At 70.8% G+C, this 19492-nt stretch carries 16 protein-coding genes; 6 read left to right on the top strand and 10 right to left on the bottom strand.

Features of this window, described 5'->3' with window-relative positions; genetic code table 11:
- Positions 1 to 207: 207 nt before the first annotated feature.
- From P2L57_RS28150 to P2L57_RS28105, 10 genes are all read right to left on the bottom strand, one after another.
- Positions 208 to 1716 (bottom strand): NADH-quinone oxidoreductase subunit N, encoded by a 1509-nt coding sequence (locus tag P2L57_RS28150; protein ID WP_275819038.1) that lies wholly within the window; start codon positions 1714 to 1716, stop codon positions 208 to 210.
- Positions 1716 to 3275: a complex I subunit 4 family protein gene (locus tag P2L57_RS28145; protein WP_275819036.1), complete on the bottom strand. Its 1560-nt coding sequence runs from the start codon at positions 3273 to 3275 to the stop codon at positions 1716 to 1718. Before P2L57_RS28145 ends, P2L57_RS28150 begins: the two co-directional genes overlap by 1 nt.
- 3 nt (positions 3276 to 3278) lie before the next feature.
- Positions 3279 to 5255: an NADH-quinone oxidoreductase subunit 5 family protein gene (locus P2L57_RS28140; protein ID WP_275819034.1), complete on the bottom strand. Its 1977-nt coding sequence runs from the start codon at positions 5253 to 5255 to the stop codon at positions 3279 to 3281.
- On the bottom strand, positions 5252 to 5662 hold the full coding sequence (gene nuoK / locus P2L57_RS28135) for an NADH-quinone oxidoreductase subunit NuoK (protein ID WP_275819031.1): 411 nt from the start codon (positions 5660 to 5662) through the stop codon (positions 5252 to 5254). Before nuoK ends, P2L57_RS28140 begins: the two co-directional genes overlap by 4 nt.
- Positions 5662 to 6279 (bottom strand): NADH-quinone oxidoreductase subunit J family protein, encoded by a 618-nt coding sequence (locus P2L57_RS28130; protein ID WP_275819030.1) that lies wholly within the window; start codon positions 6277 to 6279, stop codon positions 5662 to 5664. The genes nuoK and P2L57_RS28130 overlap by 1 nt, the downstream gene beginning before the upstream one ends.
- Entirely contained in the window at positions 6276 to 6845 is a 570-nt protein-coding gene (locus tag P2L57_RS28125) for a NuoI/complex I 23 kDa subunit family protein (protein WP_275819028.1), read from the bottom strand. The genes P2L57_RS28130 and P2L57_RS28125 overlap by 4 nt, the downstream gene beginning before the upstream one ends.
- A gap of 100 nt (positions 6846 to 6945) precedes the next feature.
- A complete protein-coding gene (locus P2L57_RS28120; RefSeq protein WP_275819026.1) occupies positions 6946 to 7908 on the bottom strand; it encodes a complex I subunit 1/NuoH family protein in 963 nt (320 codons plus the stop codon).
- Entirely contained in the window at positions 7905 to 8981 is a 1077-nt protein-coding gene (locus P2L57_RS28115; RefSeq protein WP_275819024.1) for an NADH-quinone oxidoreductase subunit C, read from the bottom strand. The genes P2L57_RS28120 and P2L57_RS28115 overlap by 4 nt, the downstream gene beginning before the upstream one ends.
- The gene (locus P2L57_RS28110; RefSeq protein ID WP_275819022.1) at positions 8978 to 9640 is read right to left on the bottom strand and encodes an NADH-quinone oxidoreductase subunit B; all 663 of its coding nucleotides are present in this window, start codon (positions 9638 to 9640) and stop codon (positions 8978 to 8980) included. The genes P2L57_RS28115 and P2L57_RS28110 overlap by 4 nt, the downstream gene beginning before the upstream one ends.
- Positions 9631 to 10038, bottom strand: a complete 408-nt coding sequence (locus P2L57_RS28105; protein WP_275819261.1) for an NADH-quinone oxidoreductase subunit A — start codon at positions 10036 to 10038, stop codon at positions 9631 to 9633. Before P2L57_RS28105 ends, P2L57_RS28110 begins: the two co-directional genes overlap by 10 nt.
- Before the next feature lie 297 nt (positions 10039 to 10335).
- Between P2L57_RS28105 and P2L57_RS28100 the strand changes: the two genes are divergently transcribed.
- The 6 genes from P2L57_RS28100 (at position 10336) to P2L57_RS28075 (ending at position 19197) form a co-directional block, all read left to right on the top strand.
- Complete coding sequence (locus P2L57_RS28100; protein WP_275819020.1) at positions 10336 to 11544, top strand: sensor histidine kinase; 1209 nt, start codon at positions 10336 to 10338, stop codon at positions 11542 to 11544.
- A gap of 121 nt (positions 11545 to 11665) precedes the next feature.
- A complete protein-coding gene (locus P2L57_RS28095; protein ID WP_275819018.1) occupies positions 11666 to 12988 on the top strand; it encodes a sensor histidine kinase in 1323 nt (440 codons plus the stop codon).
- A gap of 238 nt (positions 12989 to 13226) precedes the next feature.
- Positions 13227 to 13898: a LuxR C-terminal-related transcriptional regulator gene (locus tag P2L57_RS28090; RefSeq protein WP_275819016.1), complete on the top strand. Its 672-nt coding sequence runs from the start codon at positions 13227 to 13229 to the stop codon at positions 13896 to 13898.
- 250 nt (positions 13899 to 14148) lie between these two features.
- On the top strand, positions 14149 to 16095 hold the full coding sequence (locus tag P2L57_RS28085) for a 2-oxoacid:acceptor oxidoreductase subunit alpha (protein ID WP_275819014.1): 1947 nt from the start codon (positions 14149 to 14151) through the stop codon (positions 16093 to 16095).
- The gene (locus tag P2L57_RS28080) at positions 16085 to 17137 is read left to right on the top strand and encodes a 2-oxoacid:ferredoxin oxidoreductase subunit beta (RefSeq protein WP_275819012.1); all 1053 of its coding nucleotides are present in this window, start codon (positions 16085 to 16087) and stop codon (positions 17135 to 17137) included. The genes P2L57_RS28085 and P2L57_RS28080 overlap by 11 nt, the downstream gene beginning before the upstream one ends.
- Before the next feature lie 80 nt (positions 17138 to 17217).
- Entirely contained in the window at positions 17218 to 19197 is a 1980-nt protein-coding gene (locus tag P2L57_RS28075) for an APC family permease (protein ID WP_275819010.1), read from the top strand.
- Positions 19198 to 19492: the final 295 nt, after the last annotated feature.

The following is a 19492-nucleotide window of genomic DNA, read 5'->3' as shown; positions in this document are numbered from 1 at the left end:
GTCAGCCCTCCAAGACGTGCGGTGGGGAACTCTCCTTCCACCCTCCAGTGGACCCTCCCGTACTGGTCAACGCCACGCGGGAGCCGCCGGTTCCCCGCCAGTGCCCGCCCGCGCCGCTCGTGGGAGTGAACCGCGCGAACCGCTCAGAAGACAGGCCGCTGGGAAGACAGGCCGCTGGGCAGCCGAAGCACTCAGCAGGCGAACCGCTCAGAAGAGCGAGCCCGAGGCGAAGCGCAGCACAAGCTGGGGAGCGCCGGACAGGGCGATGCCCACCACGGCCGCCGCGGCGATCGCGGCCGTGAGGGAGGCCGGGGTCCGCACCGCCGCCGCCTCCCCGGGAACCGGCTCGGGCCGTACGAACAGCAGCGCCGTCCACCGCAGGTAGTAGTAGAGCGCGATCACCACGTTCACCGCCATGATGACCGCCAGCCAGCCGAGACCGGCGTCGACCGCGGAGGAGAAGACCACGACCTTCGCGAACAGCCCGATGATCCCCGGCGGCAGACCGGCCAGGCACAGCAGGAAGAACGCCAGCGCGAGGGCGGCGAGCGGTCGCCTGGCGTACAGGCCGCGGTAGTCGGTGATCCGGTTCAGCGCGTCGGAGCGCAGCACCAGCGCGGCGACGCCGAACGCGCCGAGGTTCACCACCGTGTACATCAGCGCGTACGAGACCGTCGCACCGATCTGGTGGCGCGGATCGGCGACGTAGCCCGCCGCGGCCAGCGGGACCAGCAGATAGCCCGCCTGGCCGATGGAGGACCAGGCCAGCAGCCGCACCGCGCTGCGCGGGTGTTCGGGGCGCTGCCGGAGTGCGGCGACGTTCCCGACGGTCATGGTGAGCGCGGCGAGCACGGCCAGCGCCGGACCCCACACGTCCCCGTACGGCTTGAAGGCGATCACCGTCACCAGGATCAGACCGGAGAAGCCCGCGGCCTTCCCCACCACCGACAGGTACGCCGCGACCGGCAGCGGCGCTCCCGCGTAGGTGTCCGGCACCCAGAAGTGAAAAGGCGCCACACCGAGTTTGAAGGCGAAGCCGACAAGAGTGAGCACCGCACCGGTCTTGGCCAGGGTGACCAGTTGTGCGGGAGCGTGGGTGAGCCCGTCGGACAGCGCACCCAGGTGCAGGGTGCCGGTGGCCGCGTAGACGAAGCTCACGCCGAGCAGCATCACGGCCGTCGCGGTGACCGACGACAGGAAGAACTTCAGCGCGGCCTCGCTGGACAGGCGGTCCGAGCGGCGCAGTCCCACCAGCGCGAACGACGGCAGCGAGACGACTTCGAGGGCCACGACCAGGGTCGCCAGGTCACGGGAGGCGGGCAGCAGCGCGGCGCCCGCCGCCGAGGAGAGCAGCAGGAACCAGAACTCCCCGGTCGGCAGCCGGTCCTGGTTGTGCAGCGAGAGCAGCGCGGTCAGAAGTGCGCCGCCGATCACCAGGAGTTGGATGGCGAGCGTGAAGTGGTCTGCCACGTAACTGCAGTTGTGCGCACCGGTGGTGAGGCAGAAGGTGGTCCGGGCGCCGTTCAGCAACGGCAGCAGGGACAGACCGGCGAGCACGAGACCGCCCACGGCGGCCCAGCCGAGCAGGGGCCTGCGCGCCTCGTCGACGAACAGGTCGGCGACGAGTACGGCCAGCGCGACGACCGCGAGAATCGTGGGAGGGGCGACAGCAAGCCAGTCGATGGACTGGACCAGCCCTCCGGCGAGGTCGGTCATCAGTGGCCTCCGAGGAGGGTGTGTACGGCCGGGTCGGTGAGGCCGAGAAGTGCGGCGGGCCACAGACCCGCGAGAACGGTGAGCACGACCAGCGGACTCCACGCGGCGAACTCGAAGCCCTGGACGTCGACGAGCCGCACCTCTTCCGCGCTCCGGTCACCCATGCACACCCGGCGCACGACGACCAGCAGGTAGGCGGCGGTCAGCAGGGTGCCGAAGGCGGCGAGCCCCATGAACGTGAGGTACGCCGGGCGGCTGAGTCCCGCGGCCGGGTGGAAGGCGCCGAACATCGCCAGCATCTCGCCCCAGAATCCGGCCAGCCCCGGCAGTCCGAGCGAGGCGACCGCGCCGAACGCGAGCAGGCCGCCCAGCCGCGGCGCGGTGCCGTAGAGCGCGGCGCCGCTCGTCCCGGCCAGGCGGTCGAGGTCGGTGCTGCCGTAGCGGTCCTTGACCGCGCCGACCAGGAAGAACAGCAGGCCGGTGATCAGACCGTGGGCGATGTTGGCGAACAGCGCGCCGTTGACTCCGGTCGGCGTGAGGGTCGCGATGCCGAGCAGGACGAAGCCCATGTGGCCGACGGAGGAGTAGGCGATCAGACGCTTGAGGTCGCCCTTGTTCCCCTGGCGGCCGAGCGCGAGGCAGGCCAGCGAACCGTAGAGGATGCCGACGACCGCGAACGCGGCCAGATACGGGGCGAAGAAGTGCGCGCCCTGCGGGGCGATCGGCAGCACGATCCGCACCAGGCCGTAGGTGCCCATCTTCAGCAGCACACCGGCGAGCAGCACCGAGCCGGTGGTGGGCGCGGCGGTGTGGGCGTCCGGGAGCCAGGTGTGCAGCGGCCACATCGGGGCCTTGACGGCGAGGCCGATGCCGATGGCGAGCACCGCGATGATCTGGGTGCTGTGGCTGAGCTTCGAGCCGTTGTCAGTGGCGAGTGCCACCATGTCGAAGGTGCCCGCCTTGAGCCCGATCAGGAGCAGGCCGAGCAGCATGACGACGGAGCCGAGCAGCGTGTAGAGGATGAACCGGAAGGCGGCGCGGTCCCTGCCTTCACCGCCCCATCGGGCGATGAGGAAGTACATCGGGATGAGCACCATCTCGAACGCCAGGAAGAACAGCATCAGGTCGAGCACGGCGAAGGTGCCGATTGTGCCCGCTTCGAGGACCAGGAGGAGTGCGACGAAGGCCTTGGGGGACGGCCCCTCGGGCATCTTGAAGTACGCGTGGAGGGCGCACAGGAAGGTGAGCAGCGCGGTGAGGACGATCAGCGGAAGCGAGACGCCGTCCACCCCGAGGTGGATACGGATGTGCAGCGCTGGGATCCAGCTGAGGTCGGTGGTGCCCTGCATACGGGCCGAGTGCCGGTAGTCGAAGCCCGCGGCCAGGACGATCGACAGCAGCAGCACCGCGCCGGTGACGGTCACGCCGTGCCGGAGCACGGCCTGGTCGGGGTCGCGGCCCTTGAGCCCGGGAGGCGCGGGCAGCAGGGCACCGATCGCGCCCAGCAGGGGCAGGACGACCAGTGCCGCGAGGGCGTACTGCAGGACGGTGTCGTTCACGGCTCAGGCTCCGGTGGCGACGAGGACGGCGAGGACGACGGCGCCGGCGAGCAGTGCGCTGAGGTAGGTCTGCACATTGCCGGTCTGCACGCGGCGGACCACCGCGCCCAGCAGCCGGGGGGTGGCTCCGGCGCCCTGTACGTACGTCTCGACGACCTCACGGTCGAGGAAGCGTACGAGGCTCGCCGCGGCGAGCACAGGGCGGACGAACAGCGCCGAGTACACGGCGTCGAGGTGGAAGCCGTGCGCCGCGTGCCGGTGCAGCGGACCGAGGAGCAGACGGCCCGGGTCGGCGGGGTCGGGGGCGGCGGCGATGTCACCGTAGGCCTGCTCGTGGGTGGCGATGGCGGCGGCCTCGGTGGCGCCGGGTTCGGCCTCCACATCGGTCACCACGGCGCCGAGCGGAACCCGGCGCGCGGCGGTGACCCGCCATGCCGCGCTGGTGACGGCCACGCCGACCAGGGCCAGGCCGACGCCGACGATCGACGTGGTCAGGGTCGGGGTGAGCGGCGTGCCGTCGAACCACTTCGGCAGCACGCCCGCGCTCACCCCGAGGGCGAGCGCGGGGATGGCCAGGACCCAGAGCACGGCGTTCATCACCACGGGCTGCCGGTGCGCCTCCGGGGCCTGCCCACCGCTGCCGCGGAACACCAGCAGGTACAGCCGGGTGGCGTACGCGGCGGTGAGCAGCGCGGTGAGCAGGCCCGCGGCGAGCACGGTCCACCCGACCGCCGTCGGTACGTGCGGCTGGTGGCCGCCCGCGGCGTGTTCGGCCGCGCGGAGCACGGACTCCTTGGAGAAGAACCCGGAGAACGGCGGCAGCGCGGCCAGCGCTGCCAGCGCGATGGTGAACGTCCACATCGCGTCCGGCACCCGGCTGCGCAGATCGCCCATCCGGGACATGGCGGCGAGTGAGTTGGTGCCCGCGGCGTGGATGACCACGCCCGCGCCGAGGAACAGCAGGGCCTTGAAGGCACCGTGGCTGAGCAGGTGGAAGACGGCGGCGCTGCGGTCGCCGACGGCCAGCGCGCCGGTCATATAGCCGAGTTGGCCGATGGTGGAGTACGCCAGGACGCGCTTGATGTCGTCCTGGGCGAGCGCGGCGAGCGCCGAGCCGATCATGGTGATCGCGGCCATCACGGCCAGCACTGCCAGCGCGGCGGCGGAGAGCGCGAAGACCGGCAGCAGGCGGGCGACGAAGTAGACACCGGCCGCGACCATGGTGGCCGCGTGGATGAGCGCGGAGACCGGGGTGGGGCCCGCCATGGCGTCCGGCAGCCAGGTGTGCAGCGGGAACTGCGCGGACTTGCCCGCCACGCCGCCCAGCAGCAGCAGCGCGATCAGCGTGGGGTGGTGCAGCCCCCCGCTGGCGGCAGCGGTCAGGATGCCGTTGATCCGGAAGGTTCCGGCGTCCGCGGCCAGCGCGAAGATGCCGATCAGGAACGGTACATCGCCGAGCTTGGTGACCAGGAACGCCTTGATCGACGCCGACCGGGCCTGCGGTGTCTCCCAGTAGTGCCCGACCAGGAAGTACGAGCAGATGCCCATGACCTCCCAGCCGACCAGCAGCACCATCAGGTCGCCCGAGTAGACGACCAGCAGCATCGCCGCCGTGAACAGCGAGACCAGCGCCGCGTACGACGGGTAGCGCGGGTCGTCGCGCAGGTAGCCGGTGGAGTAGAGCTGTACGCAGGTGGCGACCAGCCCGACGAGGACGGCGATCAGGACCGCGAAGCCGTCGAGGTGCAGGGCGAGGTCGATGGGCACCGAGCCGGTCGGGGTGAGCCGGGTGCCCGCGTCGGTCGGCGCGCCGGTGCCCTGGCGGGCGGCCACGAGGACGGCCAGCACGAACGCGGCGAAGGTCGGCAGCACCGCCAGCGGCCGTACGAAGCCGGGCGCGCGCCGCCCCAGCAGCAGGCCGGCGACGGCGCCCAGGAAGGGCAGGAGGGGGACGAGGACGGCGAGGTTCGTCAGGGTCACGCGGTCTGCTCCCTGGCGCGAAGTGCCTGCTCAGCGGCGGTGTCGGCGGGATTGTCAGTGGCGGGTGCGATGCTGGCCGAGCCAGAGTCGGGGAGGGTCCCGGTGTCGGCCAGATCGGTGAGCTTGTCCACGTCCGAGGTGCCCCGGTTGCGGTAGACGAGCAGCACGATCGCCAGGCCGATGCCGATCTCGGCAGCGGCGACGGTGATGGTGAACAGTGTGAGCGCCTGGCCCGCGTGCAGGGTGTCGCGGAGCCAGACGTCGAAGGCGACGAGGTTGAGGTTGACGGCGTTGAGCATCAGCTCGACGGACATCAGGACGAGGATCGCGTTGCGCCGGGCGAGGACTCCGTACAGGCCGACGCAGAAGAGGAGGACGGCGAGGACCGCCGGGTAGGCGAGGTGCATCAGCTCTCCCTGGCCTTCCGCTCGGACGGCACACCGCGCATGGGCAGCGCTTCGCTCTTGGACAGCAGGCTGCGCCTGGCCGGAGCGCCGCGCTTGGACAGCACGATGGCGCCGACCAGTGCGGCGAGCAGCAGCACGGACAGCGCTTCGAACGGCAGCACCCAGTGCCGGAAGAGGATCGCGCCGGTCACCTTGGCCGACCCCTGGGCGGCGCCACCCAGGTCGACCCAGGTCGAGCGGAACGCGTCCACGACCACCCACACCAGCGTGGCCGCCGCGGCCACGGCCACGACGAGCGCCACCCAGCCGTTGCCGGAATCGGCGTCCGGGGAACGGCCGATGGGGGCCTTGGTGAGCATCAGCCCGAACAGAAGGAGGACCACCACGGAACCGACGTAGATCAGCACCTGCACCCAGGCGATGAACTCCGCGGTCAGCAGGAGGTACTCGACGGCAAACCCGCCCAGCGCGACCACCAACCACAGCGCCGCGTGCACCAGTTGCTTGGTGGTCACGGTGACCAGGGCCGCGCCGAGCGTGGCGATGCCGACGAGCACAAAGGCGATCTCGACGCCGGTCGGCGACATGAAGCCGGGGTGGCCTGCGGCGAGGGTCATGCGCCGCCCTCCGGCGTCTCCGTCTGCTGCGCTGCCGTCTCCTGGGCGGCGGCCAGCTTCTCCGCCGTCTTACGGGCGGCGGCGATCTCCTTCGGCTCCTCGGCACCCGGGTCGAGGGCGGGCGGAGTCGGCACCGTCCACATCCACTCGCGGAGCTTGTCCCGCTCGTGGGTCAGCTCCCGGATGTCGGTCTCGGCGTACTCGAACTCCGGCGACCAGAACAGCGCGTCGAAAGGACACACCTCGATGCAGATACCGCAGTACATGCACAGTGCGAAGTCGATGGCGAAGCGGTCCAGCACGTTGCGGCTGCGCTCACGTCCGCCGGGCGCGGCGGGCGGCACCGTCTCCTTGTGGGAGTCGATGTAGATGCACCAGTCGGGGCACTCGCGGGCGCACAGCATGCAGACCGTGCAGTTCTCCTCGAACAGCGCGATGACCCCACGGCTGCGCGGCGGCAGGTGCGGAGCCGCGTCCGGGTACTGGTGGGTGACCGAGCGACGGGTCATCGTCCGGAGGGTGACGGCAAGCCCCTTGGCCAGGCCATGGCCGGGGACAGGGCTCATGCGAGCACCTCGCTTCGCTCGATGCGGCATCCGCCCAGGACGCACGTTCCCATGGTTCTCCCCCAGCCTTCGGCCGGGGCTGCCCCCCAGCTTCGCTCGCTCATGAGGTCACCACCTTCACGATGCCGGTGAGCGCGATCTGGGCAAGGGCGAGCGGGATCAGCACGGTCCAGGCGAGCTTCTGCAACTGGTCCTCGCGCAGCCGCGGGTAGGTGACCCGCAGCCAGATGACGACGAAGGCGAGCAGCCCGGTCTTCACCAGGGTCCACAGCCAGCCGAGGCTGCCGGACCACGGCCCGTGCCAGCCGCCGAGGAACAGCACGCTGGTCAGCGCGCACAGCACGACGATGCCCGCGAACTCGGCGAGCAGGAACATCGCGAAGCGCAGCCCCGTGTACTCGGTGTACGCGCCGAAGATGATCTCGGAGTCGGCGACCGGCATGTCGAACGGCGGACGCTGGAGTTCCGCGAGGCCCGCGGTGAAGAACACCACCCCGCCCACGATCTGCCACGGGATCCACCACCAGTGGAACGCCTGGACGATCCCGGGCAGCGAGAGGGTCCCCGCGGCCATGGCGACCGAGGCTCCGGCGAGCAGCATCGGCAGCTCGTACGCCATGAGTTGGGCGGCGGTACGCAAACCGCCCAGGAGGGAGAACTTGTTGGCCGAGGCCCAGCCCGCCATGAGCGAGCCGAGCACACCGACGCCCATCACGGCGAGCACGAAGAACAACCCGGCGTCTATGGACTGCCCGACGAAGCCGTGCGGACCGACCGGGATGGCGATCATCACCAGGAGGTACGGCAACAGGGAGACGACCGGTGCCAGTTGGAAGATACGCCGGTCTGCGCCTTCCGGAACCACGTCTTCCTTCTGCGCGAACTTCACACCGTCCGCTACCAGTTGCGCCCAGCCGTGGAAGCCACCGGCGTACATCGGGCCGAGTCGGCCCTGCATATGGGCCATGACCTTGTGCTCGGTCTGACCGACGACCAGCGGCAGCACCAGGAAGACCACCAGGACGGCGACCAGCCGCAGGATGACATCAAGAGTGCCGTTCACTGCGCCTCGCCTCCTTCGGTCCCCTTGTCGTCGGCCGTGTCCGGGTTTTCGGCCGCGCCCGGCTCCGGCTGAGCGGCATCCGGCTCCGGCCGCGCCTGAGCCGCATCCGGCTTCGCCTGAGCCGCCTCCGCCTCCGCCTCCGACGGCTGCTGAGCCGCCTCCGGCTCGGCCGCATCCGGCTTCGCCGCTTCGTCCTCACCCGCGGGTGCCGTCTGTCGGGGCTGGTTCCAGGGGGCGTCGGAGGTGCGCCTGCGCGGGGCCGGGCGCTCGGCGCCGGGCTCGGTGGCCTCCGGCCGCGCTTCCGCGGCGGCGCGCTGGCTGGCCGAGCCCTGGCTCACGCTGCGGGTACGGCGCGGGGCGGGCGTTGCCGCGGCTTCGGCCTGCTGGCTCGCGGAGCCCTCGGTGACGCTGCGGGCACGCCGGACCGGGCGTTCGCCTGCCGCCGCACCCGCACCCGCGGCGCGCGGAGTACGGGCGGCGCGGGCCGGAGCGGGCGGCAGTTGTCCCTTGAGCGGGCCCCATTCGTTGGGGTCGGGCACACCCGGCGGCAGCATCTGGCGGCGCTTCGGCCCGCCGTGATCGGATTCCCCCGGCTCCTTGGCGCCCGGCCAGGACTTGGCGACCCGCGCGGCCAGGACGAAGTCCTTGCGCAGCGGATGTCCTTCGAAGCCCTCCGGGAGCAGCAGCGGAACCAGGTGCGGGTGACCGGTGAAGTCGACGCCGAACATCTCGTGCGTCTCCCGCTCGTGCCAGGCCGCACCGGCGTAAACGCCGGTGGCGGTGGGGAGTTCGGGCGCATCGTGCGGAACGGTGGTGCGCAGCACGAGGTGCCGCACGCTGCCCGGCCCGGGGTCGGCCACATGCGCACAGACGCGGAAGCCGATGCCGGGCTCGTCGACCGCGCTCAGCCAGTCGAAGTAGCCGCAGCCCAGCCGGTCACGGGCGGTCTCCAGCGCGGAGATCCACGCGGCGGCGGGGACGTCGACGGTGAGCAGGTCGTACGCCTGCTCCGCCGTCGCCTCCGCGCCGAAGATCTCGGCGGCGGCCTCCGGCAGCCGGTCGAACTCGGTCATCTGCCGCCCTCCCCTGGCGCCGAGGCGTCCGCCGGACCCGCGTCGGCCGCGGGCGCGGGCGGCGGGGTCACCAGTGCGCTGGTCAGTGCGGCGGGCGACGGATGCGGTCCCGCACCGTTGCCGCCCGCCGCGCCGGAGCCGTCCGCGTACCGCTCGCCGAGCGACTCGCGGGCGATCTTCTCCTGCAGCTTGAGGATGCCCTGGAGCAGCGCTTCCGGGCGGGGCGGGCAGCCGGGTACGTAGACATCGACCGGGATGATCTGGTCGACGCCCTTGGTGACGGAGTACGAGTCCCAGTAAGGGCCGCCGCAGTTGGAGCACGCGCCGAAGGAGATGACGTACTTCGGCTCCGGCATCTGCTCGTAGAGCCGCTTGACCGCCGGGGCCATCTTGTCCGTCACGGTGCCGGAGACGATCATCAGGTCCGCCTGCCGGGGCCCCGGCGCGAACGGGATGACACCGAGCCGGATGAAGTCGTGCCGGGCCATCGACGCGGCGATGAACTCGATCGCACAGCAGGCCAGGCCGAAGTTGAAGACCCACAGGCTGTATCGGCGGCCCCAGTTGAGGACCACCTTCATCGGTTCCGGGGCCAGGCGCGCCAAGGTGCCGAGCCGCCTCGGCTCGGGGAGCAGCTGGGGCTGCGGCGTCACGTCCATTCCAGGACGCCCTTCTTCCATGCGTACAGCAGGCCGACGGCGAGGAAGCCGATGAAGATGAACATCTCCACCAGCGTGGTGCCGCCGAACCCGGGCGCGGCGAAGACCGTCGCCCACGGGAACAGGTAGATCGCGTCCACGGCGAAGATCACGTACAGGAAGGAGTAGACGTAGTAGCGGATCTGGGTCTGCGCCCAGCCCTCGCCGACCGGGTCGACACCGCACTCGTACGTCAGCATCTTCTCGCGCGTCGGCACCACCGGCCGGAGCAGATGTCCGGCCGCGAAGGCCACGGCGACGAAGAGTACGCCGACGACGGCTACCAGGCCGACGACCGTGTAGGCGTGGAAGTACCCCGCTGCCAGGTGCACGTCAGTCGTGCCCCTGACACCGCCCACGGCGTCGGCGCTCGCCACGGTGGCCACGGTCGCCTCCGGCACGTCCGCCCCTCGTTCCTTTTCCGTCCCGGCTTTCCGTCCAGCACGCCGTCCAGCGTCTGGGACGATGCCCGGGACGTTTCTTTAAATTCTCTAGACGTCTTTACGCACGCGAGTCTATGGCCTGCCCCGGTCGGTGGGCCGACGAGGGACGCGGATACGTACCTCACTGGTACACCCACTGGTAGGGAAAACCCCACCTTGTCCCCCCTACGCACCCCATGGCGCGCTGCCCGCGGAGCCGGGCAGTCTTACATCATGAACACCCGTGCCCGGAACGAGACGGCCCACGAGAGCGCCGAGGACGGCGAGTCCCGGTCGTTGCCGCCGGCGCGGCTGGCGTTCGGAGCGGCGACGTGGAAGGAGATCTCCCATCTCCTGCTGAACCTGCCGGTCGACCTGCTCGCCTTCGCCTTCGTAGTGATCATGCTCACCCTCGGCCTCGGTCTTTCGGTGACGGTCATCGGTCTGCCGCTGCTCGCGGGCGGGCTGCTGGGCTGCCGTCTGCTGGGCCGGATGGAGCGGGCGCGGGTGCGCGGACTGCTGGGGGTGTCGATCGAGGAGCCGCGGCGGCTGCGGGCCCGCGAGACCGGCGTCCTGGGCCGGCTGTGGACCACGATCAAGGACCCGGTGGCCTGGCGGCACGCGCTGTACTTCTTCATCAGGCTGCCCTGGGGCGTGCTGACGTTCACGTTGACGGTCGTGATGCTGTTCCTCGGCTGGCCGGTACTGCCGTGGGCCGCCCGCGGTCTGGCCAACGCCGACCGGGCGATGGCCCGCGCGCTGCTGTCGCCGTCGGACGAACTGGAGCGGCGGATCGCGGAGTTGGAGTCGGACCGCGGGACGGTGGTGGACACCGCCGCCGCCGATCTGCGCCGCATCGAGCGCGACCTGCACGACGGCGCCCAGGCCCGGCTGGTCGCCCTCGCCATGGACCTAGGCCTGGCCAAGGAGAAGCTGCTGGAGGACCCGGACGCGGCGGCGAAGATGGTCGGCGAGGCGCACGGAGAAGTGAAGCTGGCCCTGCAGGAGCTGCGTGACCTGGCCCGCGGCATCCACCCGGCGGTGCTCACCGACCGCGGCCTGGACGCGGCGCTGTCCTCGGTGGCGGCCCGCTGCACGGTCCCGGTGCGGGTCAGCGCGGACCTCCCCGCCCGGCCCGCCGCCGCGATCGAAGGCATCGCGTACTTCACCGTCTCCGAACTGCTCACCAACATCAGCAAGCACAGCGGCGCAAGGAGCGGTTCCGTGGATGTGTGGCGCTCCGACGACCGGCTGCTGATCCAGGTACGGGACGACGGCCGGGGCGGCGCCTCCGCCGAGGCGGGCAGCGGCCTGGCGGGCCTGGCCGAGCGGCTGGGCGCGGTCGACGGCCTGCTGGTGGTCCACTCCCCGGCCGGCGGCCCGACGACCATCACGGCCGAACTGCCCTGGCGGGACCGCGAGGACGCCAGGGCCGCGCGGTAGCGCGGGCGCCAAGGTAGGGATATCCCCCGCTCGAACACGCCGATCCGCACCATGGGCGCGAGCCGCGCGTTCCACGACGCTGGAAGCACCCCGAACGACAGTGACTAGGACGGACACGACCATGGCGACCGGCTATCCCGAAACGCGCTACCCCGACGACACCCGCCACCGGGTGCCCGCCGCGCTGCGTGCCCCGGTGGCGGGCCGCACCTGGCGCGAGTTCCTCTACCTGATACTGAACCTGCCGATGGGCATCATCGGCTTCGTCTACGCCGTGACGATGCTGTCCTGCGGAGCCGGGCTGCTGATCACCTTCCTCGGGGTGCCGGTGCTCGCCGCGATGCTGGCGGGCTGCCGCGGCCTCGGCCGCATCGAGCGGGGGCGGGCCCGGGCGCTGCTGCGGATGGACGTCGCGGAGCCCGAGCCGATCCGGCAGCGGGGCAGCGGGCTGATGGCCTGGGTGGGCGGCCTGTTCAGGTCGGGCACCTCCTGGCGGCACGTGCTGTACGCGTTCCTGCTGTTCCCCTGGGGCGTGTTCACCTTCGTGGTCGCCGTGGTGCTCTGGACGTACGGCTGGGCGGCGCTGACCTACCCGCTGTGGCAGTGGGTCTTCCCGGCGTACGTCCACCGGCCCGGGCTGCAGGTGTTCAGCAACGGCGACTACTCGCTCTACCTCGACGGGCCGTTCAAGATCACGCTCACCGTGCTCGTCGGACTGCTGCTCGTCCTCGCCACTCCGTGGGTCATCCGCGGTCTGGCCGGCGTCGACCGGCTGATGGTCGGCGGCCTGCTCGGCCCGTCCCGGCTCGCCACCCGGGTCCATGAGCTGGAGACGGACCGCGGCACGGTCGTCGACACCGCCGCCGCCGATCTGCGCCGCATCGAGCGCGACCTGCACGACGGCGCCCAGGCCCGGCTGGTCGCCCTCGCCATGGACCTCGGCCTGGCCAAGGAGAAGCTGGCGGAGGACCCGGAGGCCGCCGCCAAGATGGTGGACGAGGCGCACGGCGAGGTGAAGACCGCGCTCCAGGAGCTACGGGACCTGGCCCGCGGCATCCACCCGGCGATCCTCACCGACCGCGGCCTCGGCCCGGCGCTGTCCGCGGTGGCGGCCCGCTGCACGGTGCCGGTTGCCGTCGCGGTGGACCTTCCGGCCCGCCCGGTGCCGGCGATCGAGGGCATCGCCTACTTCACCGTCTCCGAACTGCTCACCAACATCAGCAAGCACAGCGGCGCGAGCCGGGCGACCGTCGACATCTGGCAGACCGAGGACCGGATGCTGCTCCAGGTGTCCGACGACGGGCGCGGCGGCGCCTCCGCCGAGGCGGGTAGCGGCCTGGCGGGCCTGGCCGAGCGGTTGGACGCGGTCGACGGCCTGCTGGTGGTCGACTCCCCGGCCGGCGGCCCGACCCGGATCACCGCCGAGCTGCCCTGGCGCGCGTAGGCCCTCCCGGCGGTGTTTCGCCCGGGTTGCGGCTGGTTCGACGCCGCCGGACCGCGCCGGCGGACCACTCGCCGTCGCGGCGGCGCGGACCGGCGATATCGAAGGACCGCAACCAGCGAAGGAGCCCGCCCACTCCCCAAGGCCCGGGGCGCCTTGGGGACGCGCTTCCCCGCGGACCCTGGGATGCTGGACGGCGAAGGCCGACCGGCAGCAACACAGGACGTGGGGGAAGCGAGTCGTGGTGGACAGAGTACGGGTGGTCATCGCCGAGGATTCGGTACTGCTTCGGGAGGGCCTGACCCGGCTGCTGACCGACCGGGGGCACGATGTGGTCGCGGGCGTCGGTGACGCGGAGGCGCTGATCAAGGTGATCGGCGAGCTGGCGGACGAGGGCGCCCTGCCGGACGTGGTGGTGGCGGACGTACGGATGCCGCCCACCCACACCGACGAGGGGGTCAGGGCGGCCGTGCGGCTGCGCCGCGACCATCCGTCGGTGGGCGTGCTGGTGCTGTCGCAGTACGTGGAGGAGCAGTACGCGACCGAGTTGCTGGCCGGATCGAGCCGTGGGGTGGGCTACCTGCTCAAGGACCGGGTGGCCGAGGTCCGCGAGTTCGTGGACGCGGTGGTACGGGTGGCCGAGGGCGGCACCGCGCTCGACCCCGAGGTGGTCGCCCAGCTGCTGGGCCGCAGCCGCAAGCAGGACGTACTGGCCGGGCTGACGCCGCGCGAGCGCGAGGTGCTGGGGCTGATGGCGGAAGGGCGGACGAACTCGGCGATCGCCAAGCAGCTGGTGGTCTCCGACGGCGCCGTGGAGAAGCACGTGAGCAACATCTTCCTGAAGCTGGGACTGGCACCTAGTGACGGGGATCACCGTCGCGTTCTGGCCGTTCTCACCTATCTGAACTCCTGAGGCCTGACACGGTGTCACACGGACTGTGGGCACCGGGCTCGACAGCCACCGGATATGGCCGGATTTCGATTCGATGGAGATCCGGAAACCGGGACTAAAGGATGGCGCGACAGCGTTCTACTGACATGGCGTCCAGGATGCGAAATGCGCCAGGAAGGTCACCCTTACCGACGTACCATTGGCCGCGGTACCGGCGGTAAGGCAGTGATGCGTCGTCCGCGAGCCGCCGCCTCGAAGGAGGTCCAGTTCAGTGACCAGCCAGGTCAGTAGCCCGGCCGAGCCGCCTGTGCTCGGTGAGCAGCGCAAGCCAGGCAAGGAGATCAGGCGCCTGGACCGGGTGATCGTCCGGTTCGCGGGCGACTCCGGAGACGGCATGCAGCTGACCGGAGACCGGTTTACCTCCGAGACCGCTTCATTCGGCAACGACCTGTCCACGCTGCCCAACTTCCCGGCCGAGATCCGGGCGCCCGCCGGGACCCTGCCCGGCGTCTCCTCGTTCCAGGTGCACTTCGCCGACCACGACATCCTGACCCCCGGCGACCGTCCCGACGTGCTGGTCGCGATGAACCCCGCGGCGTTGAAGGCCAACGTCGGGGACCTGCCGCGCGGCGCGGAGATCATCGTCAACACCGACGAGTTCACCAAGCGCGCGATGGCGAAGGTCGGCTATGCCACCTCTCCGCTGGAGGACGGCGCGCTGGAGGCCTACAACGTCCATCCGGTGCCGCTGACCAGCATGACGGTGGAGGCGCTGAAGGACTTCGGGCTCTCCCGCAAGGAGGCCGAGCGCAGCAAGAACATGTTCGCCCTCGGGCTGCTGTCGTGGATGTACCACCGGCCGACGGCCGGAACCGAGACGTTCCTGCGATCGAAATTCGCCAAAAAGCCGGAGCTGGCCGAGGCGAACATCACCGCGTTCCGCGCGGGCTGGAACTTCGGCGAAACCACCGAGGACTTCGCGGTCACCTACGAGGTGGCGCCCGCCCAGGCCGCGTTCCCGCCGGGTACGTACCGCAACATCTCCGGCAACCTGGCGCTGGCCTACGGCCTGGTCGCCGCCTCGGCCCAGGCGGACCTGCCGCTGTTCCTCGGCTCGTACCCGATCACCCCGGCCAGCGACATCCTGCACGAGCTGTCCAAGCACAAGAACTTCGGCGTGCGCACCTTCCAGGCGGAAGACGAGATCGCGGGCATCGGCGCGGCCCTCGGCGCCGCCTTCGGCGGATCACTGGCGGTCACCACCACCTCGGGCCCCGGTGTGGCGCTGAAGTCCGAGACCATCGGGCTTGCCGTCTCCCTTGAGCTGCCGCTGCTGGTCATCGACATCCAGCGCGGCGGCCCGTCCACCGGTCTGCCGACCAAGACCGAGCAGGCCGACCTGCTGCAGGCCATGTACGGGCGCAACGGCGAGGCCCCAGTGCCGATCATCGCGCCCGCCACTCCCGGTGACTGCTTCAACGCCGCGCTGGAGGCCGCGCGGATCGCGCTCACCTACCGGACCCCGGTCTTCCTGCTCTCCGACGGCTATCTGGCCAACGGGTCCGAGCCATGGCGCATCCCGGACACCGGTGAACTGCCCGATCTGCGCGTGCAGTTCGCCACCACACGGAACCACACGGACGCGGACGGCCAAGAGCACTTCTGGCCGTACCTGCGCGATCCGCAGACGCTGGCCCGGCCATGGGCGCTGCCCGGCACCCCCGGCCTGGAGCACCGCATCGGCGGCATCGAGAAACAGGACGGCACCGGCAACATCTCGTACGACCCGGGCAACCACGATCTGATGGTCCGCACCCGCCAGGCGAAGGTGGACGGCATCGAGGTACCCGACGTCACCGTGGACGACCCGACCGGCGCCGCCAGGACCCTGGTCATCGGCTGGGGCTCGACCTACGGCCCGATCACCGCGGCCGTGCGCCGCACCCGGCAGGCCGGCGGCGAGATCGCCCAGGCCCATCTGCGCCATCTCAACCCGTTCCCCGCCAACCTCGGCGAGGTCCTGGCCGCCTACCGCAACGTCATCGTCCCGGAGATGAACCTCGGCCAGCTCGCGCAGCTGCTGCGCGCCAGGTACCTGGTCGACGCCGCCTCCCACACGCAGGTCACCGGCCTTCCGTTCAAGGCCGAACAGCTCGCCGCCCGCCTCCAGGAGGCCGTGGCACAGGGCCTTACGAAGGAGGCCGCCGATGTCCGCTGAGGCACTGTCGTTGATTCCGAAGGCCGACGCCAAGCAGTCGATGAAGGACTTCAAGTCCGACCAGGAGGTGCGCTGGTGCCCCGGCTGCGGGGACTACGCGATCCTCGCCGCCGTGCAGGGCTTCCTGCCCGAGCTCGGCCTGGCCCGGGAGAACATCGTGTTCATCTCCGGCATCGGCTGCTCCTCCCGCTTCCCGTACTACATGAACACCTACGGGATGCACTCCATCCACGGCCGCGCCCCGGCCATCGCCACCGGGCTGGCCACCACCCGCCGCGACCTGTCGGTATGGGTGGTCACCGGAGACGGCGACGCGCTGTCCATCGGCGGCAACCACCTCATCCACGCGCTGCGCCGCAACGTGAACCTGAAGATCCTGCTGTTCAACAACCGGATCTACGGACTCACCAAGGGCCAGTACTCCCCCACCAGCGAGGTCGGCAAGATCACCAAGTCGACGCCGATGGGCTCGCTGGACGCCCCCTTCAACCCGGTGTCGCTGGCGCTCGGCGCCGAGGCGTCCTTCGTCGCCCGCACCATCGACTCCGACCGCAAGCACCTCACCTCGGTGCTCCGGGAGGCCGCGGCCCACCCCGGCACCGCCCTGGTGGAGATCTACCAGAACTGCAACATCTTCAACGACGGAGCCTTCGACGACCTCAAGGACAAGGACAGCGCGCAGGAGACCCTGATCCGCCTGGAGCACGGCCAGCCCATCCGCTTCGGCGTCGACGGAGCCAAGGGCGTGGTGCGTGACCCGGCGACCGGCGATCTGAAGGTCGTCGGGGTCACCGCGGCCAACGAGGCCGACGTCCTGGTCCACGACGCGCACGCCGCCTCCCCGACCACCGCCTTCGCGCTGTCCCGGCTGGCCGATCCGCAGACCCTGCACCACACCCCGATCGGTGTGCTGCGCAGCGTGGAGCGCCCGGTCTACGACAACGCGATGGCCGACCAGCTCGACGCCGCCGTGGAGCAGAAGGGCAAGGGCGACCTCGCCGCGCTCCTCGCCGGCAACGACACCTGGACCGTCGTCGGCTGAGACCGGGATCACGCGCCGCACGAGTGCCCGGTCGCCGCGTCTACAAGACACGGCGGCCGGGCAGCCGTATGTCTATGTCTATGGCCACCACTACCGAGACCACCGCACCCCGTGACAAGGTCAGCTATCGCATCAAACGGCTACTTCTCGGGCCGCCGCTGATCACTGAGCAGTTGTCAGAGGAGAAGCTCTCCAACCCGATCGCGCTCGGGGTGCTCGCCTCGGACTGCATGTCCTCCACCGCCTACGGTTCCGAGGAGATGCTGCGCATCCTGGTCCCGGTGATCGGAGTCGCCGCGTTCTCCCTGCTGATGCCGCTCACCGGCGTCATCATCTTCGTCCTGCTGTTGCTGACCCTCTCCTACCGCGATGTCGTCACGGTCTACACCCGGGCGGGCGGCTCCTACGTCGTCGCCCGGGAGAACTTCGGGCCGAACGTCGCGCAGATCGCCGCCGTCGCCCTGCTGATCGACTACATCGTCACGGTCGCCGTGCAGACCGCGGCCGGAACCGACGCGATCATCTCGCTGGCCCATCTCGTCGGCAAGGGCTACACCGGCCTTGACAACTACAAGACGCCGATCAGCGTGATCGTGGTCCTCATCCTGATGTTCGGGAACCTGCGCGGCATCCGGGAGGCGGGCCGGGCGTTCGCCGCGCCCGCCTACATGTTCATGTTCGCGGTCGCCATCATGCTGGTGGTGGGACTGATCCGGTTCATGGTGTACGGCCACCTGCCGCACGCCAACCTGCACGCCTCGGGCGCCCTGCACCTCGGCAGCGCGGGCCACGGTCTGCTGTACGGCGCGACGTTGTTCATCGTGCTGCGGGCGTTCGCCAACGGCGGTTCCTCGCTGACCGGTCTTGAGGCGATCTCCAACGGTGTGTCGGCCTTCAGGGAGCCGCAGGGTGTCAACGCCCGCCGCACGCTGGTCGCGATGAGCATCGCGCTGGCCATCATGGTCTTCGGGGTCTCCACGCTCGCCTACTACACCCATGCGATTCCCTACACCGACGGCAACCCGACCGTCATCGCCCAGGAAGCAAATCTGCTGTTCGGCAACGGCTGGATCGGCACCGTCGGCCTGGTCTACGTGCAGTTGGCCACCGCGCTGATCCTCTACACCGGCGCCAACACCCCGTACACCGGCTTCCCCTTCCTGGCCAGCTTCGTGGCCGAAGACAGCTTCCTGCCCCGCCAGTTCATGCGGCGCGGGCACCGGCTGGCGTTCTCCAACGGGATCGTGGTGCTCACCGCACTGGCGCTGGCGCTGCTGATCGTCACCGGTGGCAACGTCGACCGGCTGGTGGCGCTGTACGCGATCGGTGTGTTCACCGGCTTCACCATGGCGGCGTCCGGCCTGTTCGCCTACCACCTCAGGCGCCAGGAGTCAGGCCGCACCTGGAAGTTGGCGGTCAACCTCGCGGCGGCCATCGCCTCGGCACTGGTGGTGGTGATCTTCGCGATCACCAAGTTCACCGAGGGCGCCTGGCTGGTGGTGGTGCTCTTCCCGCTCGGTGTGTGGGCGCTGATCCGCATCAACCGGCAGTACCGCGCCGAGGCCGCGGCCATGGAGACCATGCCGGTGCCCGGCGCCGACCGGCCCACCTGGCGGCGGCACATCGTCTACGTACTGGTGGACAGCCTCGACCTGGCCACGCTCAAGGCGCTGCGGTACGCGCACCGGCTGCGCCCGGACGAGGTCCGGGCCGTGCACTTCATGGTCGACGACAAGCACGCCCGGCAGCTGATGGACAACTGGGAGGACACCGCGGGGACCACGGTGCCGCTGGAAGTCGTCGAATGCCCGGACCGGCGACTGCGCCGCGCGGTGGTGGAGTTGGCCGCCCGCACCACCAGCGACGGCCAGACCGCGCTGACGCTGCTGCTGCCACGGCGTACGTACGCGCCGGTGATCGGCAAGATCCTGCACCGCGGCACCGGCGACGCGATCGCCAAGGCGGTCGAGGACCTGCCGAACGTCGCGGTGACGGTCCTGCCGTTCGATGTCGAACGGGCGGTGGAGATGCTGGAGGCCGGGCGCCCGCCCGCGCCCTGACAGGCCTGGGGCCCGGCAGGGCCCCAGGCGGGTTGCGGCCGGTTCGGCACACCGCCGGTGTCCACCACTGTGTGTGGCTACTCGCCGTCGCGCCCCCCCGGGGGCGCCGGGGGCCATCCCCCCCACACCCCACCCCCCCCGGGGCCCTTACAGAAAAGAGTGGGCGGAGTGGGGGCAATCCCCCCCGACAAACCGCCCCCCCCCCGCGCCACCCCCCCCCCGCGGCCCCACGCCCCCCACCCCCCCCCCCCCCCCCCCAGACCCACCCGCCGATGGACCGGGTGGTGTTCCCCCC

Source organism: Streptantibioticus ferralitis (assembly GCF_029223525.1).
Classification (GTDB): Bacteria; Actinomycetota; Actinomycetes; order Streptomycetales; family Streptomycetaceae; genus Streptantibioticus_A; species Streptantibioticus_A ferralitis.
This window is presented reverse-complemented; position numbering and strand designations above follow the sequence as displayed.